25 protein-coding genes are annotated in these 21,145 nt (G+C 67.9%); 4 read left to right on the top strand and 21 right to left on the bottom strand.

The genetic code is table 11. The features are described from left to right. Positions 1–12 precede the first annotated feature (12 nt). From ABZ470_RS39780 to ABZ470_RS39690, 19 genes are all read right to left on the bottom strand, one after another. Complete coding sequence (locus ABZ470_RS39780) at positions 13–1,074, bottom strand: hypothetical protein (protein ID WP_362918195.1); 1,062 nt, start codon at positions 1,072–1,074, stop codon at positions 13–15. Positions 1,075–1,339: 265 nt separating this feature from the next. Continuing rightward, a complete protein-coding gene (locus ABZ470_RS39775) occupies positions 1,340–1,579 on the bottom strand; it encodes a hypothetical protein (RefSeq protein WP_362918193.1) in 240 nt (79 codons plus the stop codon). 11 nt (positions 1,580–1,590) lie between these two features. Next, positions 1,591–2,001, bottom strand: a complete 411-nt coding sequence (locus ABZ470_RS39770) for a hypothetical protein (RefSeq protein ID WP_362918191.1) — start codon at positions 1,999–2,001, stop codon at positions 1,591–1,593. Beyond that, positions 1,998–2,486, bottom strand: a complete 489-nt coding sequence (locus ABZ470_RS39765) for a hypothetical protein (protein ID WP_362918189.1) — start codon at positions 2,484–2,486, stop codon at positions 1,998–2,000. The genes ABZ470_RS39770 and ABZ470_RS39765 overlap by 4 nt, the downstream gene beginning before the upstream one ends. Further along, positions 2,459–2,914 carry a hypothetical protein gene (locus tag ABZ470_RS39760; RefSeq protein WP_362918187.1) on the bottom strand — a complete coding sequence of 152 codons (456 nt, stop codon included), beginning with the start codon at positions 2,912–2,914 and terminating at the stop codon, positions 2,459–2,461. Before ABZ470_RS39760 ends, ABZ470_RS39765 begins: the two co-directional genes overlap by 28 nt. Before the next feature lie 56 nt (positions 2,915–2,970). Beyond that, positions 2,971–3,732: a hypothetical protein gene (locus ABZ470_RS39755; protein ID WP_362918185.1), complete on the bottom strand. Its 762-nt coding sequence runs from the start codon at positions 3,730–3,732 to the stop codon at positions 2,971–2,973. Next, positions 3,723–3,938 (bottom strand): hypothetical protein, encoded by a 216-nt coding sequence (locus ABZ470_RS39750; protein WP_362918183.1) that lies wholly within the window; start codon positions 3,936–3,938, stop codon positions 3,723–3,725. The genes ABZ470_RS39755 and ABZ470_RS39750 overlap by 10 nt, the downstream gene beginning before the upstream one ends. Before the next feature lie 58 nt (positions 3,939–3,996). Beyond that, positions 3,997–4,257, bottom strand: coding sequence for a hypothetical protein (locus ABZ470_RS39745; RefSeq protein ID WP_362918181.1), 261 nt, complete (start codon positions 4,255–4,257; stop codon positions 3,997–3,999). Between the two features lie 16 nt (positions 4,258–4,273). Continuing rightward, on the bottom strand, positions 4,274–6,019 hold the full coding sequence (locus ABZ470_RS39740; protein WP_362918179.1) for a hypothetical protein: 1,746 nt from the start codon (positions 6,017–6,019) through the stop codon (positions 4,274–4,276). Next, entirely contained in the window at positions 6,016–6,855 is an 840-nt protein-coding gene (locus tag ABZ470_RS39735; RefSeq protein ID WP_362918177.1) for an AAA family ATPase, read from the bottom strand. The genes ABZ470_RS39740 and ABZ470_RS39735 overlap by 4 nt, the downstream gene beginning before the upstream one ends. A gap of 389 nt (positions 6,856–7,244) precedes the next feature. Further along, on the bottom strand, positions 7,245–7,715 hold the full coding sequence (locus ABZ470_RS39730) for a hypothetical protein (protein WP_362918175.1): 471 nt from the start codon (positions 7,713–7,715) through the stop codon (positions 7,245–7,247). Between the two features lie 130 nt (positions 7,716–7,845). Further along, positions 7,846–8,619: a hypothetical protein gene (locus tag ABZ470_RS39725; RefSeq protein ID WP_362918173.1), complete on the bottom strand. Its 774-nt coding sequence runs from the start codon at positions 8,617–8,619 to the stop codon at positions 7,846–7,848. Continuing rightward, positions 8,616–9,116 carry a DUF4262 domain-containing protein gene (locus ABZ470_RS39720; RefSeq protein WP_362918171.1) on the bottom strand — a complete coding sequence of 167 codons (501 nt, stop codon included), beginning with the start codon at positions 9,114–9,116 and terminating at the stop codon, positions 8,616–8,618. The genes ABZ470_RS39725 and ABZ470_RS39720 overlap by 4 nt, the downstream gene beginning before the upstream one ends. Positions 9,117–9,185: 69 nt before the next feature. Next, positions 9,186–9,356, bottom strand: a complete 171-nt coding sequence (locus tag ABZ470_RS39715; protein ID WP_362918169.1) for a hypothetical protein — start codon at positions 9,354–9,356, stop codon at positions 9,186–9,188. Then, on the bottom strand, positions 9,356–9,838 hold the full coding sequence (locus tag ABZ470_RS39710; RefSeq protein ID WP_362918167.1) for a hypothetical protein: 483 nt from the start codon (positions 9,836–9,838) through the stop codon (positions 9,356–9,358). The genes ABZ470_RS39715 and ABZ470_RS39710 overlap by 1 nt, the downstream gene beginning before the upstream one ends. Before the next feature lie 52 nt (positions 9,839–9,890). Then, positions 9,891–10,043, bottom strand: coding sequence for a hypothetical protein (locus ABZ470_RS39705; protein WP_362918165.1), 153 nt, complete (start codon positions 10,041–10,043; stop codon positions 9,891–9,893). Positions 10,044–10,050: 7 nt separating this feature from the next. Next, positions 10,051–10,305, bottom strand: a complete 255-nt coding sequence (locus tag ABZ470_RS39700; protein ID WP_362918163.1) for a hypothetical protein — start codon at positions 10,303–10,305, stop codon at positions 10,051–10,053. Between the two features lie 499 nt (positions 10,306–10,804). Next, complete coding sequence (locus tag ABZ470_RS39695) at positions 10,805–11,221, bottom strand: hypothetical protein (RefSeq protein WP_362918161.1); 417 nt, start codon at positions 11,219–11,221, stop codon at positions 10,805–10,807. Next, on the bottom strand, positions 11,218–12,423 hold the full coding sequence (locus ABZ470_RS39690) for a recombinase family protein (protein ID WP_362918159.1): 1,206 nt from the start codon (positions 12,421–12,423) through the stop codon (positions 11,218–11,220). The genes ABZ470_RS39695 and ABZ470_RS39690 overlap by 4 nt, the downstream gene beginning before the upstream one ends. A 540-nt stretch (positions 12,424–12,963) precedes the next feature. Between ABZ470_RS39690 and ABZ470_RS39685 the strand changes: the two genes are divergently transcribed. Beyond that, the gene (locus tag ABZ470_RS39685; protein WP_362918157.1) at positions 12,964–14,145 is read left to right on the top strand and encodes a methyltransferase domain-containing protein; all 1,182 of its coding nucleotides are present in this window, start codon (positions 12,964–12,966) and stop codon (positions 14,143–14,145) included. Positions 14,146–14,642: 497 nt separating this feature from the next. After that, positions 14,643–16,061: a pentapeptide repeat-containing protein gene (locus tag ABZ470_RS39680; protein WP_362918155.1), complete on the top strand. Its 1,419-nt coding sequence runs from the start codon at positions 14,643–14,645 to the stop codon at positions 16,059–16,061. Between the two features lie 803 nt (positions 16,062–16,864). Here the strand turns inward: ABZ470_RS39680 and ABZ470_RS39675 are convergent. Further along, the gene (locus ABZ470_RS39675; RefSeq protein ID WP_362918153.1) at positions 16,865–18,196 is read right to left on the bottom strand and encodes a hypothetical protein; all 1,332 of its coding nucleotides are present in this window, start codon (positions 18,194–18,196) and stop codon (positions 16,865–16,867) included. A gap of 114 nt (positions 18,197–18,310) precedes the next feature. Beyond that, a complete protein-coding gene (locus ABZ470_RS39670) occupies positions 18,311–18,493 on the bottom strand; it encodes a hypothetical protein (protein WP_362918151.1) in 183 nt (60 codons plus the stop codon). Between the two features lie 959 nt (positions 18,494–19,452). Between ABZ470_RS39670 and ABZ470_RS39665 the strand changes: the two genes are divergently transcribed. Together ABZ470_RS39665 and ABZ470_RS39660 are read left to right on the top strand one after the other, a co-directional pair. After that, on the top strand, positions 19,453–20,688 hold the full coding sequence (locus ABZ470_RS39665) for a helix-turn-helix transcriptional regulator (protein ID WP_362918149.1): 1,236 nt from the start codon (positions 19,453–19,455) through the stop codon (positions 20,686–20,688). 95 nt (positions 20,689–20,783) lie between these two features. Further along, on the top strand, positions 20,784–20,996 hold the full coding sequence (locus tag ABZ470_RS39660; RefSeq protein WP_362918147.1) for a hypothetical protein: 213 nt from the start codon (positions 20,784–20,786) through the stop codon (positions 20,994–20,996). Positions 20,997–21,145: the final 149 nt, after the last annotated feature.

Genomic DNA, 21,145 nt, shown 5'->3' with positions numbered 1-21,145 from the left:
TGTCCGCCGCCGTCACCCCATCAGGCCATGGTCGGTGGACCAGAACCTGCGCGGCTCGCCCTCGGGGGCCGATTCACCGGCTTGCTCGTCGAGTTCGAACGGCGCCGCCGCCGTCAGCAGCGCTCCGTCTTCCAGCAGTTGGGCGAGCAGGTCCCGCTCCGGCTTCTCGGGGATCTCAGGGACTTCTCCAGCGATCGGGATGGGGCCGGCCAGAAGCGTGATCGTGTCTCGGCCGCGGGCCGCGTCAATCCACTCCTGGGGGAAGTCGAGGCCGCCGAGCCACAGGTGGTCCGGCCTCTGGCCATCCTCGGGCGGGCTCATGCGGATCGCCGCCCACTCCGGGCAGGTACTGGACGGGTAGCCGCGCACGGCGCGGACGGACCAGTCCTCCGCGACCGCGCGCAGCACGTACAGTCCTTCGAAGTCGGGCCGGTCATGGGCACCGAATCCTGCGGGCCACCATGCGTTCACCTCCAGCTCCGACAGCCAGGGAACCTCTCCCTGTCCGTGGTCCTCGGTGACGGCGGCGCTGATCAGCAGCGCCGGTTCAGGCCTCTCCTCGTCTTCGATCGGCATCATGACCGGCCGTACGGTGAGGGCGAATTCGCCGTGGACGTCGGGCCGGACGCTGGACGGCAGGCCGATGCCGACCGGGCCGCGCGGGATGTCGATGTTGCGGACCCAGTCGACCTTGGAGGGCTGGCAGGCGGCGTGGTACCGCCTGGCCGACAGCAGCCCGGTCATCGGGGACAGGTCGGGGTCGAAGGCGGTGACGACGCACTGGAGGGTGGTGTCCTGCGTGCGGGCGTCGCCGTCGTCGCCGCACCAGTCGCATTCGTAGCGCGGCTTCAGGGTGGCCAGCCACGACCAGGGTTCGATGTCGCCGAAGGTGACGCCGCGCCAGCCCTTGCCGTTCAGCCAGCCCCGCACGTCCTCCGTCAGGACGTAGCGCCGCTCGGTCTCCAGCAGGTGCCGTTCAGCGCGAACAGCGGCCAGCGCATCCTGGTAGGGCTCTCCGGTGCGCTCGGCGCGGCGGCGGGCGGCGTTCTGCTCGGCGCGGTCGTTGCGTGACATGTCTCGTCCCGTTCCGGCGGTAGCTCTGCCCACGCTCTGGCTCCGCCCGGTCGAGATGCGTGATCACGATGGTGCCGGAGGTCGAGAAAGAAAGGGTGCTCGTCGGTCTTTGTCGCTACCTCGATGATGTGCCGTCCCCGCGTGGGCGGGACGGCTCGAGGTCCGCGCTGCGCGTGGCGCGCGGGCTGGAGCATCAGCAATCGGGACTTTACACCAGCCCGACGAGAAAAACAGCGGCCCCGCCGATCTCGGCGAGGCCGCTGCTCTATCTTCCTTCGGCCTTGCGACGCGCGGTCTTCTGAACGTCACGCATGTGCTGGTCGAAGAACTCCATGACGGCAGGGACGTCCCAGGTGGGAGTCACCCACTCCCCGCAGGAGCAGGTGCCGAACACCGGCTTGTACCCCGGCGCCTTCGAGGCGCGCGGGTCCTCGTGGATCTCCAGCCGGTGCTTGGTCCGGTCGACCAGCGGATCGTCGATGTAGTGCGGTCCTTCGTCGTTCACCCGGACGCCCCTCAGGTGTCGATGACCGTCAGGATGGTCGGTTTGCGGCCGTACAGCACGGCCAGCGCGTCGAACAGCGCCTTGCCCGAGGGGCTCAGGTCGTCGTAACCACACTCCCAGTGGTCGCCGTCCGGGGTGGTCCAGCAGCCGCCGGAACCGCCCAGGCACATCGCGGCCAGCAGCGGCGTCGAGTACTCGCCGGCCTCGGGCCACACCTCCCGGTAGTCGCCCGCCGGGCAGTCCGGGAACGTCATGAACGGCAGCAGGACACAGGTGTCGGGAATGCACGCGAGGAACGACTCGGGGATCTCGTGGTCTTCCGCCACGACAAGGTAGACGGCCATGCCACCCTCGCGGGAGTCGATCAGGTGGGTGGGCCAGCTGACCCATCCGGTGAGCGACGTCGAGTCGTGGCGCGTCATCGGGGCTCTCGGTCGGCCTTCGCCGCCGCCTTGGTCTCGGGGCAGGGGTTGACGTTGAGGAGCATGGAGATCAGGTCGATGGCGGCCTCAGTGGCGACCTCGTCGCCGAGGAGGATCCCAATGTCCTGGGATGGGTCGTGGTCGCTCAGGATCCGCAGGTGCCAGCGCAGCTCTTCAAGGCAGGTGCCGGGGGCGTTGCCGAGCGTGGAGGTGACCCACACGTAGCTGATGGAGGCAATGGGGACGTTCAGCAGCGCGTCGTCGCCAACGTGGCCGAACGTGAAGTCGATGCCTTCGACTGCCAGGCGCAGCGCCATGGGCGCCATGCCCTGGTGGTACGCCTCGGTGAACCAGTTCTCGGTGGTGGGGATGCCGGGTTGGAGCATGGTGTGGTCTTTCTTGGTGGGAAGGAGGGCGGCAGCCTGTCGGCCGCCGCCGAAGGGAGAATCGGTGACTGCTAGGCGGACCAGGCGCAGTGCAGCCACGCGGGCCGCTCCTGCTCGGGAGTGACGCCGAGCACCTCGAGCGCGTTGGCGAGCTTGGTGTCCAGGCCGTCCTGGACGACCCGCTTGGTCAGCTCAGCGAGATCGACGGGCCGGGGGTCGTCGTCCAGGTCGGTCTCGAGGATGTGGGCGAGGAGGAGGTACTTCGACTCGCCGTAGCCGTACGGCTTGAACCACACGCCGACGTGCTCTTTCATCAGTTCCTCGAGGTCTCCCCACATGGAGTGCGTTACGCCAGCGGCGGTGAGGAGCCGACTTTCTGCCTGCATGATGAAGGCATCGCAATTGCCGTCCGGGTCGTACCAGGCGACGTCGGGCAGGTCTGAGAAGCTGCTGTCGTACTCCTTGAGCTTCGTCAAACCTCCGTCGCCGAGGTCGTAGCCGAAGGCGAAGATCGCATAGCAATCCATGAGGGGTCCTTTCCTAGGGAGGCGGCGGCCGACCGGCCGCCGCCGTGGTGGATGAGTCAGGCGGCCAAGATTGAGGGGGGCTTGGGCACCGGAACGCGCACGGTCCCGGCCTCGAAGCGGCGGCGCAGCTCCGCGAGCGGGAGAGGCCGACGCTCGCCCTTCACGGTCTCGCGCAGGATGGCCACGTCCTTGCCGAACTTCTCGCGGAAGCGCTGCTCCTCGCGTTCGGCCTCGGCGTACTCGTCGGGGAACAGCTGGAGAGTCAGCAGCCACTGCCGCTGCCCGGCACGGACGCACAACCCGGAGCAGTTGTTGTGGGGGTAGCCGAGCTCGTACAGCAGCGGCACGGTGATGCCCAGGGCCCGGCACTCGTCGAGCATCTGTTCCTTCGCCCAGTGGGGTTCCTCGGACATGGGGAACTGGACGTTCCAGCCGTCCCAGCCCTTCACGACACCGGGCAGCCGCTGCGGCTCGTCGGCGTCGATCCCGACGTACACGACGGTGCTGGCCGGGTCGCAGTTGGTTTCCAGCCAGCGCCTGCAGGGGATCTGCTTGAGGCGTTTGGAGCAGGGCGCGAGTCTGCTGTTGCCCAGGAAGTGCTCGTCGAAGAACACCTCGAACGGGGTGCGGCCGTCCGCGACGACGACCAGTTCCACACCGAGGTGGGCGCAGGCGTCGTCCAGGAAGGTGTACAGGCTCGGGTGCTCGACCAGGGTGTCGGCGAACAGCGCCACGGTGTTGGCGGCGCCGTGCTGAGCGACGACTCGCTTTGCCGCCCAGAACGATCCGATGCCTCCTGACATCTGGATCACGTGCATGAGGCTCCTCGAGGGGATGGGGTGTCAGCCGGTTCGATGACCTGCACCAGCGGCCAGCGGGTACTGCCGCGGTCCCAGTGCACCTGGATGCGGGGAAGTTTCTCGGGGACGCAGAGGCCGGTCTGCTGGTGTCCGGTGAGGATGGTGCCGAGCTCGCCTGTCCTGATGAGGCGGACGCGCTGCCCGGCGGTGTACTGCGGTGGCATAGGCGTTCCTGTGCGGGCCGCTGGGGTGGCGGCCCGCTGTTGTAGTGGTTAGGGGTGGTTATCGGGTGGCGCGCATGGAGGCGTACCGGCTGCGCAGGATGCGGTCCTGGCCGAGGGTGGCGTTGATGTGCATGAGTTCCGTGCCGCCCCACCCGTACCGACCGGTGATGAAGGCGCGGTGGGTGTCGGGGATCTCGACGGTGTAGGTGTAGCCGCCGACGCTGACCTCGATGCGCCCGCCGAGGTTCGTCAAGGTGATGGGCCTGGTGGCGGCCAAGGCGAAGACCTTGTCGCTGTTGGCGTCTTCGGTGATGCTCATGTCCTCCTCCGAGGGGTCAGCGCGCGGCGCGCAGTGCGGCCGTGGCGGCGCGGCCGATGGTCTTGGCGGTCGCGGCAGGGTGGGCCAGCTGGTGCACCTGCGCCCCGTCCAGAGGGATGTCGGAGTCGTCGAAGGACAGCCACAGAACCGCGCATCGGGAAGCGCGGAGCCGATCGACGCGCTGCTGTGCCCTTTCGAGAGGGCCGGGGCGGAAGTGGCCGTCGGAGATGATGACCAGGAGCCGTGCCGCGCCAGGACGGGACAGTCCCAGAGCGCCGTCCAGGGCGTCGATCGCTCTGTCGACGGCTTCGTAGCCGTCATTTGCCTTGAATCTGGTTACTTCCCGGGGGACGGCTCCGGGGCGGGTGATGGGCCGGACGTGGCTGCCGAAGATCACGGTGGCGGTTTCGACGGGCACGGTCGCATGGCTGGCGGCGTTGGCCAGGATCCAGGCGGCCGAGGCCACCGATTCGGTGACTCTGCTCATCGAGGCGGACACGTCGCAGGCGATGCCGAGCCGCATTGGAGGAGCCGGTACGGGGGTGCGGGTGGTGCGGGTGAACGGTTCAGCGGTGGGCATGGCCCCGGCGGCGCGCTGAGCGTCAACGGCCATCGCGCCTCGCATCCGCAGCCGCCCCGGCGGCACCGGCGAGGAGGTCTTGGTCACCACCCTCTCCCGGATCCCGGCCGTGCTGAGGGATCGCCCCAGCGTGCGGGCAGCGATGCGCTCAGCACTGGTGGGCGAGCGCGTCCCAGCGGTTTCAGTGCGGCCCGTCCGCTCATCTCCCAGCACGAACACCCGGTAAGCGGCGTCGGCCGCCTCCGCGACGGCTTCCCCTTCGGCGGCCTTGCCCGCCGCCGCCACTTCGGCGGGATCCACCGGCGCCTGCTCGCCGGCGACGGCCTTGGCCACCCTGTCGAGAGCGGCGACGATCGCCTTGGCCAGCCGAGACGGTGTCGGCGGTGCGGAGGGATCCTCCGGGCCGGAGGAGGCGGAGCTCGGGTCACCGGATTCCTGCGCGTCGCAGGAGTCGACGATTTCGCACCATTTGCGGCCCAGCTCCAGCATGGTGTCGGCGTCGTCGTCGGCGACGGTGAGTGCCTTCCGCCACACCTCACGCAGTTCGGCCAGCTTGTCGCCGAGGACGGCCTTGACCACGGTGGCGACCGGGGCCGTTTCCGTGCGGGTGAGGATCCCAGCGCTGGTACGGCCCAGCAACAGGGCGGCGGTCCTGGCGGCCTCGCCAGGCGTCATCGCGGGAGCGCAGGCGGGGTCGTTCGCGAGAGTCTCCGCCAGGATGAGATTCATGGAGGAGAAGCGCAACCAGTGCCGGTCGTCCGGGCGTCTGCGGATCTGGGCGCGCTCGATCCGAGGTTCCTCCAGCAGGAACGCGGCCTCCACGACCGCAGGCGGAGTACCGGGCGGGGGATCCCACCGGCTGTGGCGGGCGTGGGCGCACTCGTGGGTGAGCAGCCCCCACATGGTGGAGTACCGGACACGGTCGCTCATCACGTGAGGAGTGACCGTCGCGGGGTCGACCGTCAGGTGGGCGCCGTCGACCTCGATGCTGGCCGTCGACGGCAGAAAACACGCCGGGGAACCGTGCCCAGCGCCGGGAGCGATGGTGACCAGCAGGTCGTCCCGTCCGGCGATGGCCGGGACCTCTCTGGTCAGCGCTGCCGACAGGGACAGCCATCCAGGTGCGGCGGGGAAGATCGCCGGAGTGGGGGGTTCAGGGTCGCTGATCAGGTGCGCGCTCATACGGTCCTCTTCATGAAGGTGAGGCGGGAGCCGAGGGCGAGAGGGTCAACGGCCTTGCCGAAGGCGGCGCGCACCACGGACTGCACGACCGCTCGGTCTTCTTCGGGGGCGGCGCCGACCAGGTTGGCGATGGCGAAGTCCACTCCGAGCACGTTCGCGGTCTTCTGGAACCCGATCAGCTCGCGCAGCTGGGGAGCCCACTCGGCCTCGCCCTTCTTGACGCGAGTGGCGAGGTTCGTCGCGACCGTGACAGCACGGGGGTCGATCCCGAGCTGCTTGGCGAGGTCGTAGTCGGTGGAGACCTGGATCTGCACCGAAAAGCGGGAGGCGAGCGCATCGGACAGGACGGCTCCGTGGACGCCGGGGTTGTGTCCGGCAACCACGTAGAAGCCGGGGGCCGCTTCGATCTCCTCACCGCCGTTGGCCTTGACGACGATGCGGCCTCGGCCGTCCATCGCCGGGTAGACCACGGCGAGCACGGTCGGCGGGATCAGGGTGGCGTCGTCCAAGAACAACGTCCGCCCTTCCCGCATCGCCCTGACGAGCGGACCGTGGACGAAGACGTACCTGCCGTCACCGGTCTGGGTGTATTCGCCGACGAGGTCGGCGACCGTGGTGTCGCCGTCGCCCTGGACCGTGATGATGTCGCCGAAGGCGGCCTCCACCACGGAGGTCTTGCCGGTTCCCGGCGGCCCGTACAGCAGGACGGCCACACCTGCGTCTCGCAGCTTGCGCAGGGCCTCCACGTCCGGCATTCCTGCCAGTTCACGGGGGTGGTAGTCCATGCCGTTGGGGCGCTTCACGGGGAGAACCGCCACGGCGGTGGGGGTGGTCATGGTGTGCACGGGTCCTGAGGGCTTGGGGCGAGCTGGCCGAGGCGGGGCGGGCGGTGGTGAGGCGGGGATGGGCGGGGCGCTCGTCGCGGCGGAGGCTGTGGTCGCGGTCGCCCGGTACCGGGCCGGTGCGGACGAGGTCTGCAGGGCCTCGCCTCTGCCGGCCAGAGCCTTCAAGGCGTTGGCGACCGCTCCGGAAGAGTGGCCCAACGTCCTCGCGATGTGGCCTACGCCCAGTTCCTTAGGGGCGTTGTCATCAAGGACCTTCGCCACCATGCTGCGCAGTTGGCCACTGCGTAGTCGCCCACCGTGTGGGGTCGTCATGCGGTGCTGTTCCTTTCGGAAAAGGGAGGGGCTGGCCTGTGGGTGGCCAGGCCAGCCCTCAGGGGATGTCAGCGGGCGAGAAACGCAGCGACGGTGTCGGCGAGGCGATGGGCGTCGTCGTGCTCGCTGTCCTTGACCTCTTCATGAGCGATGTAGAACGTCTCGAGCGCCTTGCGCAGATCGGTGTGTGTCGAGAGCTTTTCCGCAGAGAGGAGTGCCGCAGCGAATGCCAGGGCGCCTTCCAGCTGTGTGATCCCGGCCTTGATGAGCGTGGCGCGGATGCTGATGCGAGGGCCGCTGCTCTGCAGCCCTCTGGCGACCTCGACGCTTCCTTGGTCGAGGTCGTTCAAGGCGTTATCGATGGTGCGGCGGGCGCTTTCCAGGTCGGCTCTGAGCAGGTCGATCTCCTGCTGCAGGTGGTGTACGGCGGAGTTGACCTGGAGGCGGGCGTGCTCGCCCAGGGGGCCGAAAGCCGTCAGGGCCTTGCGCAGGTCGTTCAGGGGCAGGCTCGTCTGGGCCAGAACGATGCTGTCGATCATCAGAAAACCTCCGGGTTGAGGACCCTCGTGCCCGCCACTGCTGCACAGCTGGGTGGTGGCGGGCACGAGAAGTCCGTTCGGGAGAGGGCGGGCTGGCCGGGGTGAGGCCAGCCCGCCTGTAGGCGCAGGGTTAGGCCGGGGGTGCCAGCTGCGTGTGGAGGATCGCGATGGCCTCCTCGGTGGAGGCCTGCTCCGCGAGCGTCCGGCCTTCCTCACCGCCGAGGGCGCCCTCGCCGTCGTAGCGGACGATGCGCCAGTGGCCGTCGAGGTCTCCCTCGGTGATCCAGATGCGTGAGGGGTCCTGCAGCGGCACCTCGACGACCATGATGTGGCCGCCGGTGTTCTCCCAGCGGAAGGGCACGGTTCCCTCGGCCTGGAGACGCTGTACGATCGGCGCCAGCCCGTCGAGGTCGTCGGTGTTCACGAGTGACCGGGCCTGCGTGGTCATCTCGGTCGCAGCGGGGATGACGTCGCCTGATCGCAGGCCAGGCATCCTGTACGAGACGCCAGCGGCGGCGAGCAGGGCCGCGAGCTTGTCGTCGAGCATGATGGTGCACCGCGCCGGGCTCCACGCCCCATGCTGGTCGATCAGGTTCGGCCCTATCTGCTGCAGGATCGGCGTCAGCCCGGCCTCGCTCAGCGCCCTCGCCACTCTGAACTGGTGGTCGGGGTAGCGCAGCACGCTGGGCAGCCAGGTCACGAGGACCTTCTCCGCCCGCTCCTCCTTCTCGTACAGCACGTACCCGGGGCCGACGTACGGCCTGTCGGGCTGCTGAGGGTTCCACGCGAGGTCGTCGAACTCCAGGTGCACGCCATAGCTCTTGACGTAGCCACGGCCGGGAAGCCACATGGCCTGCTGAGTGATCAGGCGGGGGGCGATGGTGCCCTCGGTGTACTCGATCACCGGTTCTCCCCTTCTGCGAGGCCGGGCCATCCCTCGGGCCATGGCTCCCACAGCACGCGCTGCTCGAAGCCGAGGCTGTGGCCCTCGTCCCAGGGGAAGTGGCCTTCGATGTCCGCGAGGACTACCTGGTAGGCAGGTGGCACCGCGCCGAGGTAGGAGCGGACCGTGTTGAAGAGGTTGGTGTCAGACCAGGTGGGGTCGACCTGCCGCAGCTGCAGGAACACCTTCGGGTGCCCCCAGGCGGCGGCCAAGGCGGTGGTGTCGAGCACGTTGACTCCGCCGCGCGCCGCGAGGGCGAGCTGGTTGAGCAGGGATGCGGCTTCTTCCGGGCTGAGGCCGACGACCACCAGCTCCGGGTGATTCCGCCGGGACAGGCCGATGGTGTAGTACCAGGGGGTTCCCTGGTCGACCACGCCCTTCACGGCCCAGCCGTACCTCTGGATCAGCTCAGAGAGGTGATCGTAGGAGGCGGTTCGAGCAATTTCATGATCTTGCATGGTTACTCCTCTGGGTGAGGGTGCCATCAGGGTAAGTGTTGACACTTACCCTGATGGCGAATTAGGGGGCTAGAACCAGCCGTACTGGACCAGCGGGGAGACGCATTCCCCGTCCACGGCGTTCTGGTGGGCGCCGTCCTGCTCCAGCAGGACATCGTGCGGGCAGATCAGCGCCGGCTCCAGGTCGCCGGGGGTTTCCCACTCCCAGCCGCGGGGAAGGCGGGGCATGGCGTCGAACATCAGACCTCCTTCTTCTTTGCGGTGCGCCTGGGGCGCGTCGCCGCCGGGGGAGTGGGCTTCTTCTTGGGCGCGGGGGCGGCCTCCTTCTTGGACTCGGGTTTAGGGGTGGCCTCGGGCTTGGGCGCGACTTCAGGCTCGGGCTGCGCTGTGGCCTGGGGGGTCGTCCCGGCCATTTCGGCCAGCAGGGCGAGCGCCCTGCTGGTGTCGTCCCACACCTCGACCTCGGGGGATCGAGCGGCCTTGGGGCGGTGGAGGCCGATCAGCTCGCCGTCGCCCGGGTCGATCCACAGGCCGACCCTGTGCTTACGCGTCGGGTGGGTGAGGGTGAGACGCCAGGTGATGTGGTCGGTGGCGGGCCTCGCCGGGACGAATCCGGCGGCGGTGAGGTGCTCCAGCGCGGCTCGCAGGTTGTCGGCCAGAGTGAGCTTGCTCAGGTCAACGGCCTGAGCGGGCGTGCCGCTGACGGTGGATGTGTTGGTCATCGTGTTCCTTTCGGGGCTCCTGCTCGAGGTTGAGCAGGAAGATCAGGGGCCTTTACAGGCCAGGGTCGGCGTCGGAGTAGGCGTTGCCGAAGCCGTCCACGTCGTAGGCGGGACCGGGGATGCAGGGGGGTCCGCACGGCCAGCCCTCAGCCGCTCCGCACACCTCGCATGGCTCGTCCAGGGAGCCGTCGTAGCCGTCGAGCATCCCTGCTTCACCCTTCTCGGCTGGTGACGATCTCCAGCGTCTGGTAGCCGTTCGGGTCGCCGATGGGGTCGTACCGGACCTCGAACTCCATTCCTCCCAGGAGGTCGGCCAGTTCCTCGGCGACGGGGGCGAAGCCGGTGGGGGCGGCACCGTGGGCGCGCAGCCTGAAGGTCATCGTGACGTCGGCGATGTGGGTATCGACGTCCGCGCCGTCTGTGTGAACGTGCCGCCAGGGGCCGATGGAAGCGTGGAAGGGGGTCATGGGGTCTTGTTCTCCTTCGCCGGGTGCGTGGTCAGGGTGGCCATGCGGGGTTTGCTCCTTGAATGCAGGTGGCCCGCACCGGAGGGTGCGGGCCAGATCCTCGAACGGTCTGGGTAAGTGCTGGCACTTACCGAGCGGGCAGGTGTGCGGGGCTTCTCCAATGTGAGGGGATAGGACGTTTCGGGAGCGCCGCATGACGGCGATCTTGAAACGCCTTAACGATCAAAGACGATCATCTCTCGATTTCAAGATCAAAAACAGACCTTTTTCAAGATCAAATTAGACGTTTTTGCTGGTCAGAGGCTTAAGATCAGACGGTGGGCCCCTGGCTGCGACGCATCCAGCAACACCTGGAGAAGACCCTCCTGCGCTGGGCAGCCTCAGTGCAGCAATACGCCGGGGCCATCCGGCGAGGAGGGAACGGATCCGGACAGCAAGGCGCTCATCGTGCGGGTGGAGCTGAACCCAAATGATCGCTACGCCTGCAGTACAACCTGCCTCAGTGATCCGCCCGGACAGGGCTGCCATCTTCGACGAGCTGGTCCGCGTCTTGGCGCAGCGCGGCCTGCGCGCCGCTGACACGAACGCCGCAGGCTCGGGCGGTGTCGGCCCAGGAAGTTCCGTCTGCGCGCAGGGCCTGTACCGCGTCGCGCAAGGCCGCGGCGTAGCGCAGGCGCGCCGTGGCGAGCTCGTCGAGTTCGGCGGACTGGGGGAGCACCTGCACGAGCGGGGCCGTGGGGACGTTCAGACGCAGAGCCAGCGCCTGTTGCGCGCTGTCCTGGAGCGCGCTCAGCGTACGACCGTGGACGACGACGCCATGCTTCCCGCCCCGGGTGATCCACCGCCGTTCCAGCCGGATGGCCAGCAAGACGATGGTGCTCTCGTTGGCCGTAGGGGTGGGGACGTTGTCGGTCATGCGACCGTCTCCAGGATCGCGATGACCTCATCCGCCACCGCGGCCGGCAGGTCTCCGCGCGGCAGTACGATCTCGCGGCCCGCAACCTCGTACAGGATGTGACTGCGGGCGCTCCGTACCTTCGTGAATCGGATGCCGCGCTGAGCGGCGGCGGCATGCACCCGGTCCCAGCCCGGCGTACGCCGCTCCTGCATACGCGCGGTCACCATTTGCGTCTCGTACCACTCCTCCAGCGGCACGATCACCGGGTGGGCCCGCTCGCGTGACCACACCCAATCGGAGATGGGGTTGGCCCGGTCGTGGTTGGTTCGGGCCGCGCGCCGGTTGAACACCTGGTAACCGGTGTACTTGGGCTGCGCGAGCATTCTTCCGATCCGTCCCTGGCGCCACAGCGTCTGCCCGTCAGCCAGCGGGTGCCGGTCAAGGTCGGCGGCCAGTACACGGGCGATCTCGCGGTCCGTCAGGCGATCGGTTCGACGGAGATGGAACACGCGCTGCACGGTCTCGGCGCGGCGGGAGTCGGGGTGCAGCGCCAGGCGCATTTTGGGGCGGCCGCCACCGAACCGGTTGGGTGCCACCGGGGCGTCCGGGTCCTCGACGGCGATATAGCCGTAGCAGGGGGACCCGTGCCGGTAGCCGTTGGCGGCGTGCTGACGCTGGCCGCGCATGGACTGCTCCATCAGCTCGTGCCGGTAGATCTCGGCGCGGACCTGCGCGGTGCGGCGCAACTCCAGCTGCCCGGTGGTCATCCCGCCACGAGGCTCGTTGGCACACTCCAACGCCACACCGCGCGAAAGCAGATGACGCTCAACCTGAAGACTGGGCAGCATGTCGCGAGCAACGCGACTGATCCGTTCGCACACGACCCGGTCAAGTCGGCCGCCCTCGACCCACTCCAGCAGTTCACGCAGCCCACCGTCTCGGGGCACAGGCACGCCAAGCCGCTCGTAATCGCCATCGGTGACCTGGCTGCGCTCGTCCAGGCCGAGCATCCCCGACTCCACATCCCAGAAGTGGGCGGCGAACGTCTCGCCGGGCTCCAGCAGCACGGACGCCTCAGCGACCTGTCCGGCGATCGACGAGCGGGGGTCCTGGTTGTCCTTGGTCGAGCAACGGCCCAAGAACGCCGTTCTGGCTGGCCGCACGCTGGTGCTGGTCTGGTATCCGGGCAGGCCACTGAGATCGATGGGAGGACCGAACATGACGTTCCTTGCTGGTCGAGGAGACACAGATGAGGCCCATCTCTGGAGATGGGCCTCACCCCCACGTATGTGGGGAGCAACCCCGCCGCCGCGGGGACAACAGACAGCCGACGCGCCGACCGCCTGCATTTTTGTGCATCACGCCCGGTATATAAGGCGTGGTCCTGATCAGAACGATTCTTAAGGTGCCATGTCGACCTGCATACGGCAAATTCCGGGAATCCCGCGAGTGTCGGCGGTTTGTTCCCTCGCTGAACATCCGACGTCAACAGAAGGTATACAGGTCGAGGCTCACAGGAGCTGTTGGAGATCGAACTGTTCCCTTCCTGTCGCTGAGCGCGAGGTTACGCTTACCGCGAGCGCTCCACATGAGGAGCCCGGCGAGGGAAGGACACCGCGCGCAATGAAAATGGGTGACCACGAGGGCAAGCCAGCCGAGTACGAAAAGTTCCGTCCCGCCAAGCCAACACCCGAACAAGGGGACGGCTCCGCACCGGGCGGAAAGCACGAGAAGCCGAACCCGGACCCGAAGAAGTGACTGTGGAAGCGGGGCAGCAGGCGTTACGTGACGTGCTGCGGGAGTCGGGTGTGCTGGCCCCCGACTGGGAGCCTGCTTTCGAGACGGTTCCCCGGCACCTTTTCCTGCCCGAGGTGATGTGGCCCTCGACAGGCCAGGGGTACATCACCGTCTCCAAGGGTGATGACCCCGATGGGTGGCGGCGCTGGGCCGACGCCGACGTGCCCGTCGTCACGCAGTGGGACGACGGCCGCCACAGCGGCCCCGAGCGCGGCGAGCTGGCCACCAGCTCCAGCTCGATGCCCAGTGCGGTGTTCTCCATGTTCGCCGACCTGTCGGTGTTCGACGGGGCGAAAGTTCTGGAGATCGGCACCGGCACCGGCTGGTGCGCCGCGCTGCTGTCGGCCCGGCTCGGCGAGCGCGATGTCGTCTCCGTCGAGGTCGACGAGACGGTGGCCGAGACCGCACGCAAGGCCCTGGCCACCGCCGGCTGGCACCCCGAGGTCATCACCGGCGACGGCCTGCTCGGCTGGCCCGAGCGGGCGCCGTACGACCGGATCCTGGTGACGGTGGGCGTCCACGAGGTCCCCCGGGTCTGGATCGAGCAGACCCGCCCCGGCGGGGTGCTGGTGATGCCGTGGGGTACCCGCTACAGCGGACAGAACGCCATCGTGCGCCTGGTCGTGGCCGAGGACGGCAGCGCGAGCGGGCACTTCACCTGCGCCACCCGGTTCATGCACCTGCGTTCTCAACGCCTCACCTGGCCCGAGTACGACGACTACCTCCCCGGAGAGGGCTGGCCCGCCGACACCCGCCGCTCGACCACCGGCGTGCCGGTCGCGGAGGCCGTTGACGAATCCGCTTACTCCGCCTCCGACTTCGCGATCAGCCTGCTGGTCCCTGAGTGCGTCCGCACTTTCGAGCGCAGCCCGCAGGGAGTACAGACCATGTGGCTGTACGGCCTGGCCGACCGGTCATGGGCGGCGGCCTTCTTCGACGAGGAGAATCCTGCGGACTCGCGCGTCTACCAGGGCGGCCCGCGCAGCCTGTGGGATGAGGTCGAGGCCGCACACCGGTGGTGGGTCGAGCGCGGCCGACCGGGCCATGAGGAGTTCGGGCTGACCGTCACCGTGAACGGCCACCAGGAGGTGTGGCTGCGCGAACCGGGCGCGCTCGTGCCGCAGGCGACATCCGCCGTACGGTGACGCGGGTGAAGTTTCTCGCGGACGGGGGTTGAGAGCTTCCGTCCGCGCGCTGGCGATAGTCCTCGAAGCGCCGGGCCAAGCGCGCGCGTCGTCAAGGCTGATGGTCTGTGCTGCTCCATCGCGCCGCCCAGGTAGGAGAGATGCCCAGGAGGACAGCTTTCCGCCGTTTCAGGATCTGATTGAGCACCGAGGCGTCGCGGGAGGGCCACAACTGCCTCAGGAACACGGCCGCCTGCTCGTCGGGCGGCAGGCGGCAGGTGATCGAGGGAAGTGCTCCTCCGACGGTAGCCTCGTGGGCGGGGTGGGGTCCGCATTTCGCGGCCATGCTTGACCGGAGCCCCACCCCGTCGCTGGCGGCACCTTTTTCTGCGGTCACGAGGCGGGCACTTACGGCCACGACCGCGAGTTGAAAAGGTATGAGCCTCCCCTGGTCACCCGGCCGCCGTGACCCCAGCGACTCACCGACAATCCAACGACGGCGGTCCTCCCCGGTACGGATGCCTCGACCGGTCGGCTGGTGGATCGTCCCGGCGACGCTGGCCGTCGGGGGTGCGTTCACCGCAGTGGCCTGGTGGCTGCTGACAGGCTTGTCGGGGCTGAGTGGCGCGGTGCTCGTCACCGCACGCGTCGAGATCATACGGACCGCGCTGGCCGCCGGGGTGGGCATGGGCGGCGCGATCACGCTGATGCTGGCCTTCCGCCGCCAGCGGCACCAGGAGATCGCCACCGCGATCACCGAGCACGACGCCGCTGAGCGCCGCATCACGGAGCTCTACACCAAGGCCGCTGAGCAGCTGGGCAGCGACAAGGCACCGGTCCGGTTGGCCGGCCTGTACGCGCTGGAGCGCCTCGCCCAAGACACCCCCGCTCTGCGACAGACGATCGTGGACGTGATCAGCGCTTACTTACGCATGCCGTACACCCTGCCCGCACAGACCAGCCGGTCAGACAAGATCCGGGCGGCCCAACGCGCCGCCCGCACCCGCACCTCCCCCACGTCGCAGAAGAACGGACACGACCCTCACGAAGAACGCCAGGTCCGTCTCACCGCCCAGCGCATCCTGGCCGACCACCTGCATTACCCCACCCCTCCTGACCCTGCCAAACGCCGACGCTGGCAACGCCCGGCCGCACCTTCCACCCGGTTCTGGCCCAACATCCGACTCGACCTGACCGACGCTACCCTCATCGACCTCAACTTCACTTCATGCCGTATCGCCGAAGCCCGGTTCGACAGAGCGAACTTCCAGGGGCACGCCGTGTTCGAGAAGGCGACCTTCCAGAGGTCCGCCGGGTTCGCGGGTGCGAACTTCCACGGGCACGTCGCCTTCGTGGAGGCGAACTTCCAGGGGCTCGCCAGGTTCGAGGGTGCGAACTTCCACGGGCACGCCATATTTGCGAAGGTGACCTTCCAGGGGCACGCCGAGTTCGAGAAGGCGAACTTCCAGGGGCACTCCGTGTTCGAAGAGACGACCTTTCAGAGGCCCGCCCGGTTCGAGGGGACGACCTTTCAGAGGCCCGCCCGGTTCGAGGGGACGACCTTCCAGGGGTCCGCCGTGTTCGAGGGGACGACCTTTCAGAGGTCCGCCGTGTTCGAGGGGACGACCTTTCAGAGGTCCGCCGTGTTCGAGGGGACGACCTTTCAGAGGTCCGCCAGGTTCGAGGGGACGACCTTTCAGGGGCCCGCCCGGTTCGCGGGGACGACCTTCCAAGAGAAGGCCGGGCTCATTGATGTCCGGATGTCATGGCCGGATCATGAAAATGACTGGCCGAGTGGCTGGACAGTCGTTCGGCAGGAGGACGGTTCTGGTCGGCTCCGACATGACGCCGAAGCGGAATCACCTCATGTGGGTGAGGCTGAGCTCACGGCCCTCCGCTCGGGTCCGTGCGATGAGCCCCAAAGTAGCTCTGGGTGACGAAAGCGATGGTCAGCACACCGGACAGAACATGGACTCTGTCCGGTCACGTAGCGGCATCACCCCAGACCAACGCCTCCACACCGGTTCCCTCGCCGATTCGGTCCCATGGATCCTCTGGCGGCAGATCGCCGAAACCCGCTCCCGCCGAGCGGCACAACGGGCCTCATGACACCGGCCGTTGCCCTCGACCAGAGCTCCTTTGGGGCTCATCGCACGGACCCGAGCGGAGGGCCCTCACCGCAGCACAGCAGGTTCCGGAAGCCGACACCGGGCCGGGGAAACGGTCGATGAGGACGGCGGCATGCGCGCGGGACCGGCAGAAACCCTGGCTTCTGCTCCCACCGCCTGACCCGGAGTCTCCGGCGGACGCGGCTTGTTTCCGCAGTACTCGGTGGCACCCCTTCTCAGATGGGAATCTACAACGTAAAGCCCCGGTGGGCGGGCCGTCGAGGCGAGGGCGCGGCCCGTAGGAGGCCTGACGCCGTCCCGGGCAGGCGCTCCGTACGCGCCGCACGGGCCCGTACGGCGCCGTGACGGCGGGCGTCTCCGTCACCGATGTCCAGGCCTGCGCCTAAGTGTCCGGTATACGGGGAGGGGAAGGGTCCGGGGAAACCGGACCCTTCCCCGGAGGGGGACGCTACGGGCGGCTTTACGTTGTAGATTCGCCAACGTCTTAGCGCCCTTCGCGGCGAAGTCGCGGGGCGCCGCAGCATAGGGGTCTGAGGAACATCAGAACCCGATCGTGCGCTAAGCCATGTCCGGGCAGCTCAGCGCTGCGCGGCCTCGTGTCGGCGTACGGCTCAGCCACGCGAGACGCCGATCCGCTCGCGTCGTTCCTGGCGGGCGCGTTCCTGCGCGCGAGCCAGGGCGGGCGGCACGTACCCGCGCCGCTCCTGCGCCCACGCCCGGGTGACGCGCTCCTCGAGCGCGGCCCGCAACGCTGCGAACCCTGGCCCCGGGAGGCTGGGCACGTGCACATGCGGCACAACGACGGGGTCGGGCTGGGCGCAGGCGCGCTGCTGCCGCTCGAGCCAGCGGGGCTCGGCGGCGCGATCGTCGCGCAGAGCCTGCTTGTGCTGCGAGGGCAGCTTGGCCACCAGCTGAGCGTCCGGCCCGATCCACGCGGCGACGCGCGCCTCGAGCAGCGCCCGCAACCGCGGGATCTGTCGGCGGGCCCGCCACCGCTGGCCCGCCGACAGGATCGAGGAGGGGTGCGCCCACTGGCCGTGCAGCGGGTGGGTATTGAGGGCGTGATGGGCGTCGGCCAGGGTCGCGCCGAGGCTGAACAGGGGGCGGCACAGGCGCGCGAGGTCACGCGCGGACAGGTGCCGCAGCGTCAGGTCCTCCTCACGCAGCCGTTCAGCGGCGTGGATCCGGTCCCTCTTGGTGCGCGGGGTGACATGAAGAGGCCACTTTGAGTTGTTTGTCTGATTCTCTCGCGCGTGAGGGAGAGTGCTTTCGCCTAGGTCAACCCCGGCAACAGCGGGCGTCCGAGTTTCCTCCACAGGCGCGCTGACCTGCGAAAACTCAGGGCGGGTGAGGACGGTCTCCACCGGCCAGGGGACATCGTCGAGCGAGCCGGGAGCCTCGGCCGGGCCATCCCAGGGGAACAGGATGTCGGCCCAGTCCGGGCCGTACAGCTCCGCCAGAGCGGTCTCAGGGACGATGAGAGCGTACTCGGCCGCCAGGTTGCCCAGCCCGTCGTCGCGACGGCCCCACAGATTGCCCTTGCGGGTACGGACGGTCGAACCGGTGGTGATGGTCGCCAGCAGGCCGTGCTCCCGGCGCCAGCGCAGCCGGTCGGCCATCGTCGAGCGGCTCACCCCGGCGTCGGCCGCGAGGGTCTCCCACGTCATGCCGTGCTGGGTGACCATCTCGGCCGTGACGTTCGCCGCGAGGGCCTCGCCGACGAGGTGGTAGTTGCGCAGCCAGTCGCGGCGCCGCCAGGAGCGGTCCACGAGATAGGCGTCGACCTCGAGCCACACCGTGAGGCTGGGCGCGAGCAGATGCCCGTCCGGGATGACCGGGACGAGCGGCTCGTATGCGGGCACGCTCTGCGAGCACGCCCGCGAACAACCTGTTTGCAGGCATGCTTGACAGAACGCTTGGCGATCGTGGATCTTGTACTCCAAGCGCAAAAAGGTGCACTAAACCGAACGAGTCGCGGCTGGCCGGCTACGGACTCGCTCCGGGGTGGTGCGGATGTGTGGTTAGGGAAGGGCCTCGCCTGCGTCGCGAGGCCTACGTCATTCCAGGGGCGTCCCCCGATCGGGGGTACGGCGGGAGAACCGGCTGCGGGTCGCGGCCGGTGAGTTCAGGGCGTCGCTGCTCGGCTTCATCGACGGAAGGCACGGCGGCTCGATGCGCGCCAGGGCCCGGCGGATGTTCTCAACGAGACAGGCGACGAAGGGCTCGTCGCGGCGCTTCACCGCAGGCGCCTGGAACTGGGCGCGGGCATGGCGAAGGGCCGGGCCTGGAGAGCTCCAGATCCGGGAATGCGCGCATAACACGGCGAAATCTCGGCATGGTTCCTTGTGAACCCACGCCGGTTTTCGGGTACGCTAAGAGCAACCCGCGTTGGACTAGGCATCTGTCTTCGTTTCCTTGTGCAGTTGTCTGGCAACCGGCTGGAGGCCTCATTGAGCCTCGCCGGGTTCCAGCGGGGGCCAGATCGGGTAGCCGATGCTCCAACATCGGTCCGGTCGACCAAGGTGGTGGTGCGTCGCCTCGCCTGGAGTTCCCGCTCCAGAGGAGACGTCCCACCACCACTTTTTTTACCTGGGGGAACCATACACGGTGACGCTCGGAAGCGGTGTGTTTCCGGGGGTCTGCGTGTCGTGCGTGAGTTCCGGTGCGTCGATTCAACCATCATGTGGCAGGCCGTAGTCGCACCACTGATGTGATCTGCGTCACAACCCCTGAAGATCCAAAGCCCCACAAGCCACCGAGGGCATCAATACACCCCCGGAGCCCTTTCCCTGCGCCACCGCGCCGCAAAGCCTCCTAAGGGGGCGCACAGGCCCTCAGGAAGGGATCTTTGCGCGCAGGCTGCATGTGTCGTGCAAACGATCAACAAGCTTCGTATCGCTACGGCCCAGGCCGAACTGCAGGAGACAGGTGATCCCCCCGCCCTGAGGCCCCCTCATTGTCCCCGAGGTCCGGTGCCGTTGCCGATCAATCGGCACGACTGGGATACTTACCAACGGGCGTGTCTAGGCATGTTCCTTTCGGACGCGGCCTCCGGGAGGCGCGGGTGGCGCTGATCGACCGGAGGCCGCGTTTTCTCCATCTGTGGCGCTTCAGGGTGATGGTCCCGTAGAGATCCGCACATAAGTGAGCCCTGCACATCTAGCCTGTGGGTGTCGTTGCCAACAGGAGGTGCAGGGCTATGCCTGAAGCTACCACTCACGTCGACCTCCCTAACAAAATCCGTACCTTACGGATGAGTCGAGGTTTCACCCAGGAAGAACTCGCCACCGCCAGCGGAGTCAGCCTTGGCGTGGTACGGAAAATCGAGCAGGGCGGTACCGCTCGACTGGAGACCTACCACGCCTTGGCGCGAGCGCTGGGCGTGGTCACGATGACGTTCGTTTCGGCCGGGCCACCCGAGCCCATGCTCGACGGCCCTCCTGAGACGATGCTCGCCCCAATCCGAGCAGCGGTCGCCCCGGCGATGAACCTACGGGGCGAGCCGATGTTTGGCACTGCGGACGCCACTGAGGTGTCCCTGTCTCGGCTCGCGACGACCATGGCGACCGTAAGCACGATTTACCACAGCAACCATTACGACGAACTCGCTCCGCTTTTGCCACCGCTTCTGCTGTCGGCCCAGCATCACGTCATCCAGCTCGACGACGGCCAGGCTCGGTTGGATGCGCTGCGGGTGCGTGCCAACGCTTACAACCTCGCTGCCCGCTACCTGATCCAGGTTCGCGCCCACGACCTGGCTCTCACCGCTATTCAACATTCCCAGCAGGACGCGCTGACCCTCAGCGACACGTCGCTGCTGAGCGCCGCGCTCAGTATTCAGGCCTGGGCCATGATGCGACAGGGCCGTTTCCGTGAGGTCGTCGATCTGTGCGTGCATGCAGCCGAGGAACTAGAGCCGCGCATGTCCCGCGCCACCGCCGAGGAGCTCAGCTCCTGGGGGACTCTGCTGAGCCGAGCCTCTACTGCAGCCGCCCGGGACAACCGTCCTGACAAGGCGGACGAATACGACTCGCTCGTCATCATGGCCGGTAACAGGATCGGATACGAGCACTACGGCTCGGTTGATTGGTCTTTCGGTCCACTGACGGCGGCTCTCAAGCAGACGGAGAACGCGATGGTCGTCGGGGATCATGGGAAGGCCGTGGAGCTGTTCGGCAGGCTTCCCCGAGGAGTCGGGCGCACGGTCTCCAGCACGTGGAACCGTGCCCGGCTGGACGAGGCTCGCGCGAACACGCGGATCGGCGATGTCAGCCGGGCGACGGAAATCATGACCGGCCTGCGGTTGAAGGCGCCGGAGTGGCTGCGTTACCAGCAGCTCGGCCATGACGTGACAAGGGAGATCGCCGGCACGGCCAAGCGTAGGCTCACCGATGACCAGCGTGCCTTGGTGGACTTTTTCAGCCTCGTCGATTGAGGTACCACACTACGTAGTAGTTACCCGCGTAGCGTCGTCAAACTACGGCGCTACGCGGCTGGTCAGTCACAGATCCACTCCATAACGTAAGCGGCGTGAACGACAAGGATCTCCTCTTGACGTTCGGGCCCAGCGCGGCCGAAGTCCTCCAGGCCGCTCACCCCGAATCGCTGATCTGGCGCGAAATCGTGAACGGCACCCACGGTGATTGGTGTGCCCGTCCGACTGACGCTTCCGGCTGTGAGCCGAAGTTTCGCCACCATGACCTCGACGGCCTGAAGGCTCTGCTGGAGGCCCCCGATGGCTGATCATCAGGTCACTCTGCGGGCCCTTCCCGGATAACTGTCGGACACCGCTACCTTCCCTCCAGCTTATGGCGCCGTCCCTTCCCGAGTGACCTGATCTGCGGTTCTGCGCAGATCTTCAGGGCTCACTGCTTCACGGCGGTCCCGGGGCG

The sequence above is a fragment of the Streptosporangium sp. NPDC020072 genome, from assembly GCF_040631445.1.
GTDB lineage: Bacteria > Actinomycetota > Actinomycetes > Streptosporangiales > Streptosporangiaceae > Streptosporangium.
This window is presented reverse-complemented; position numbering and strand designations above follow the sequence as displayed.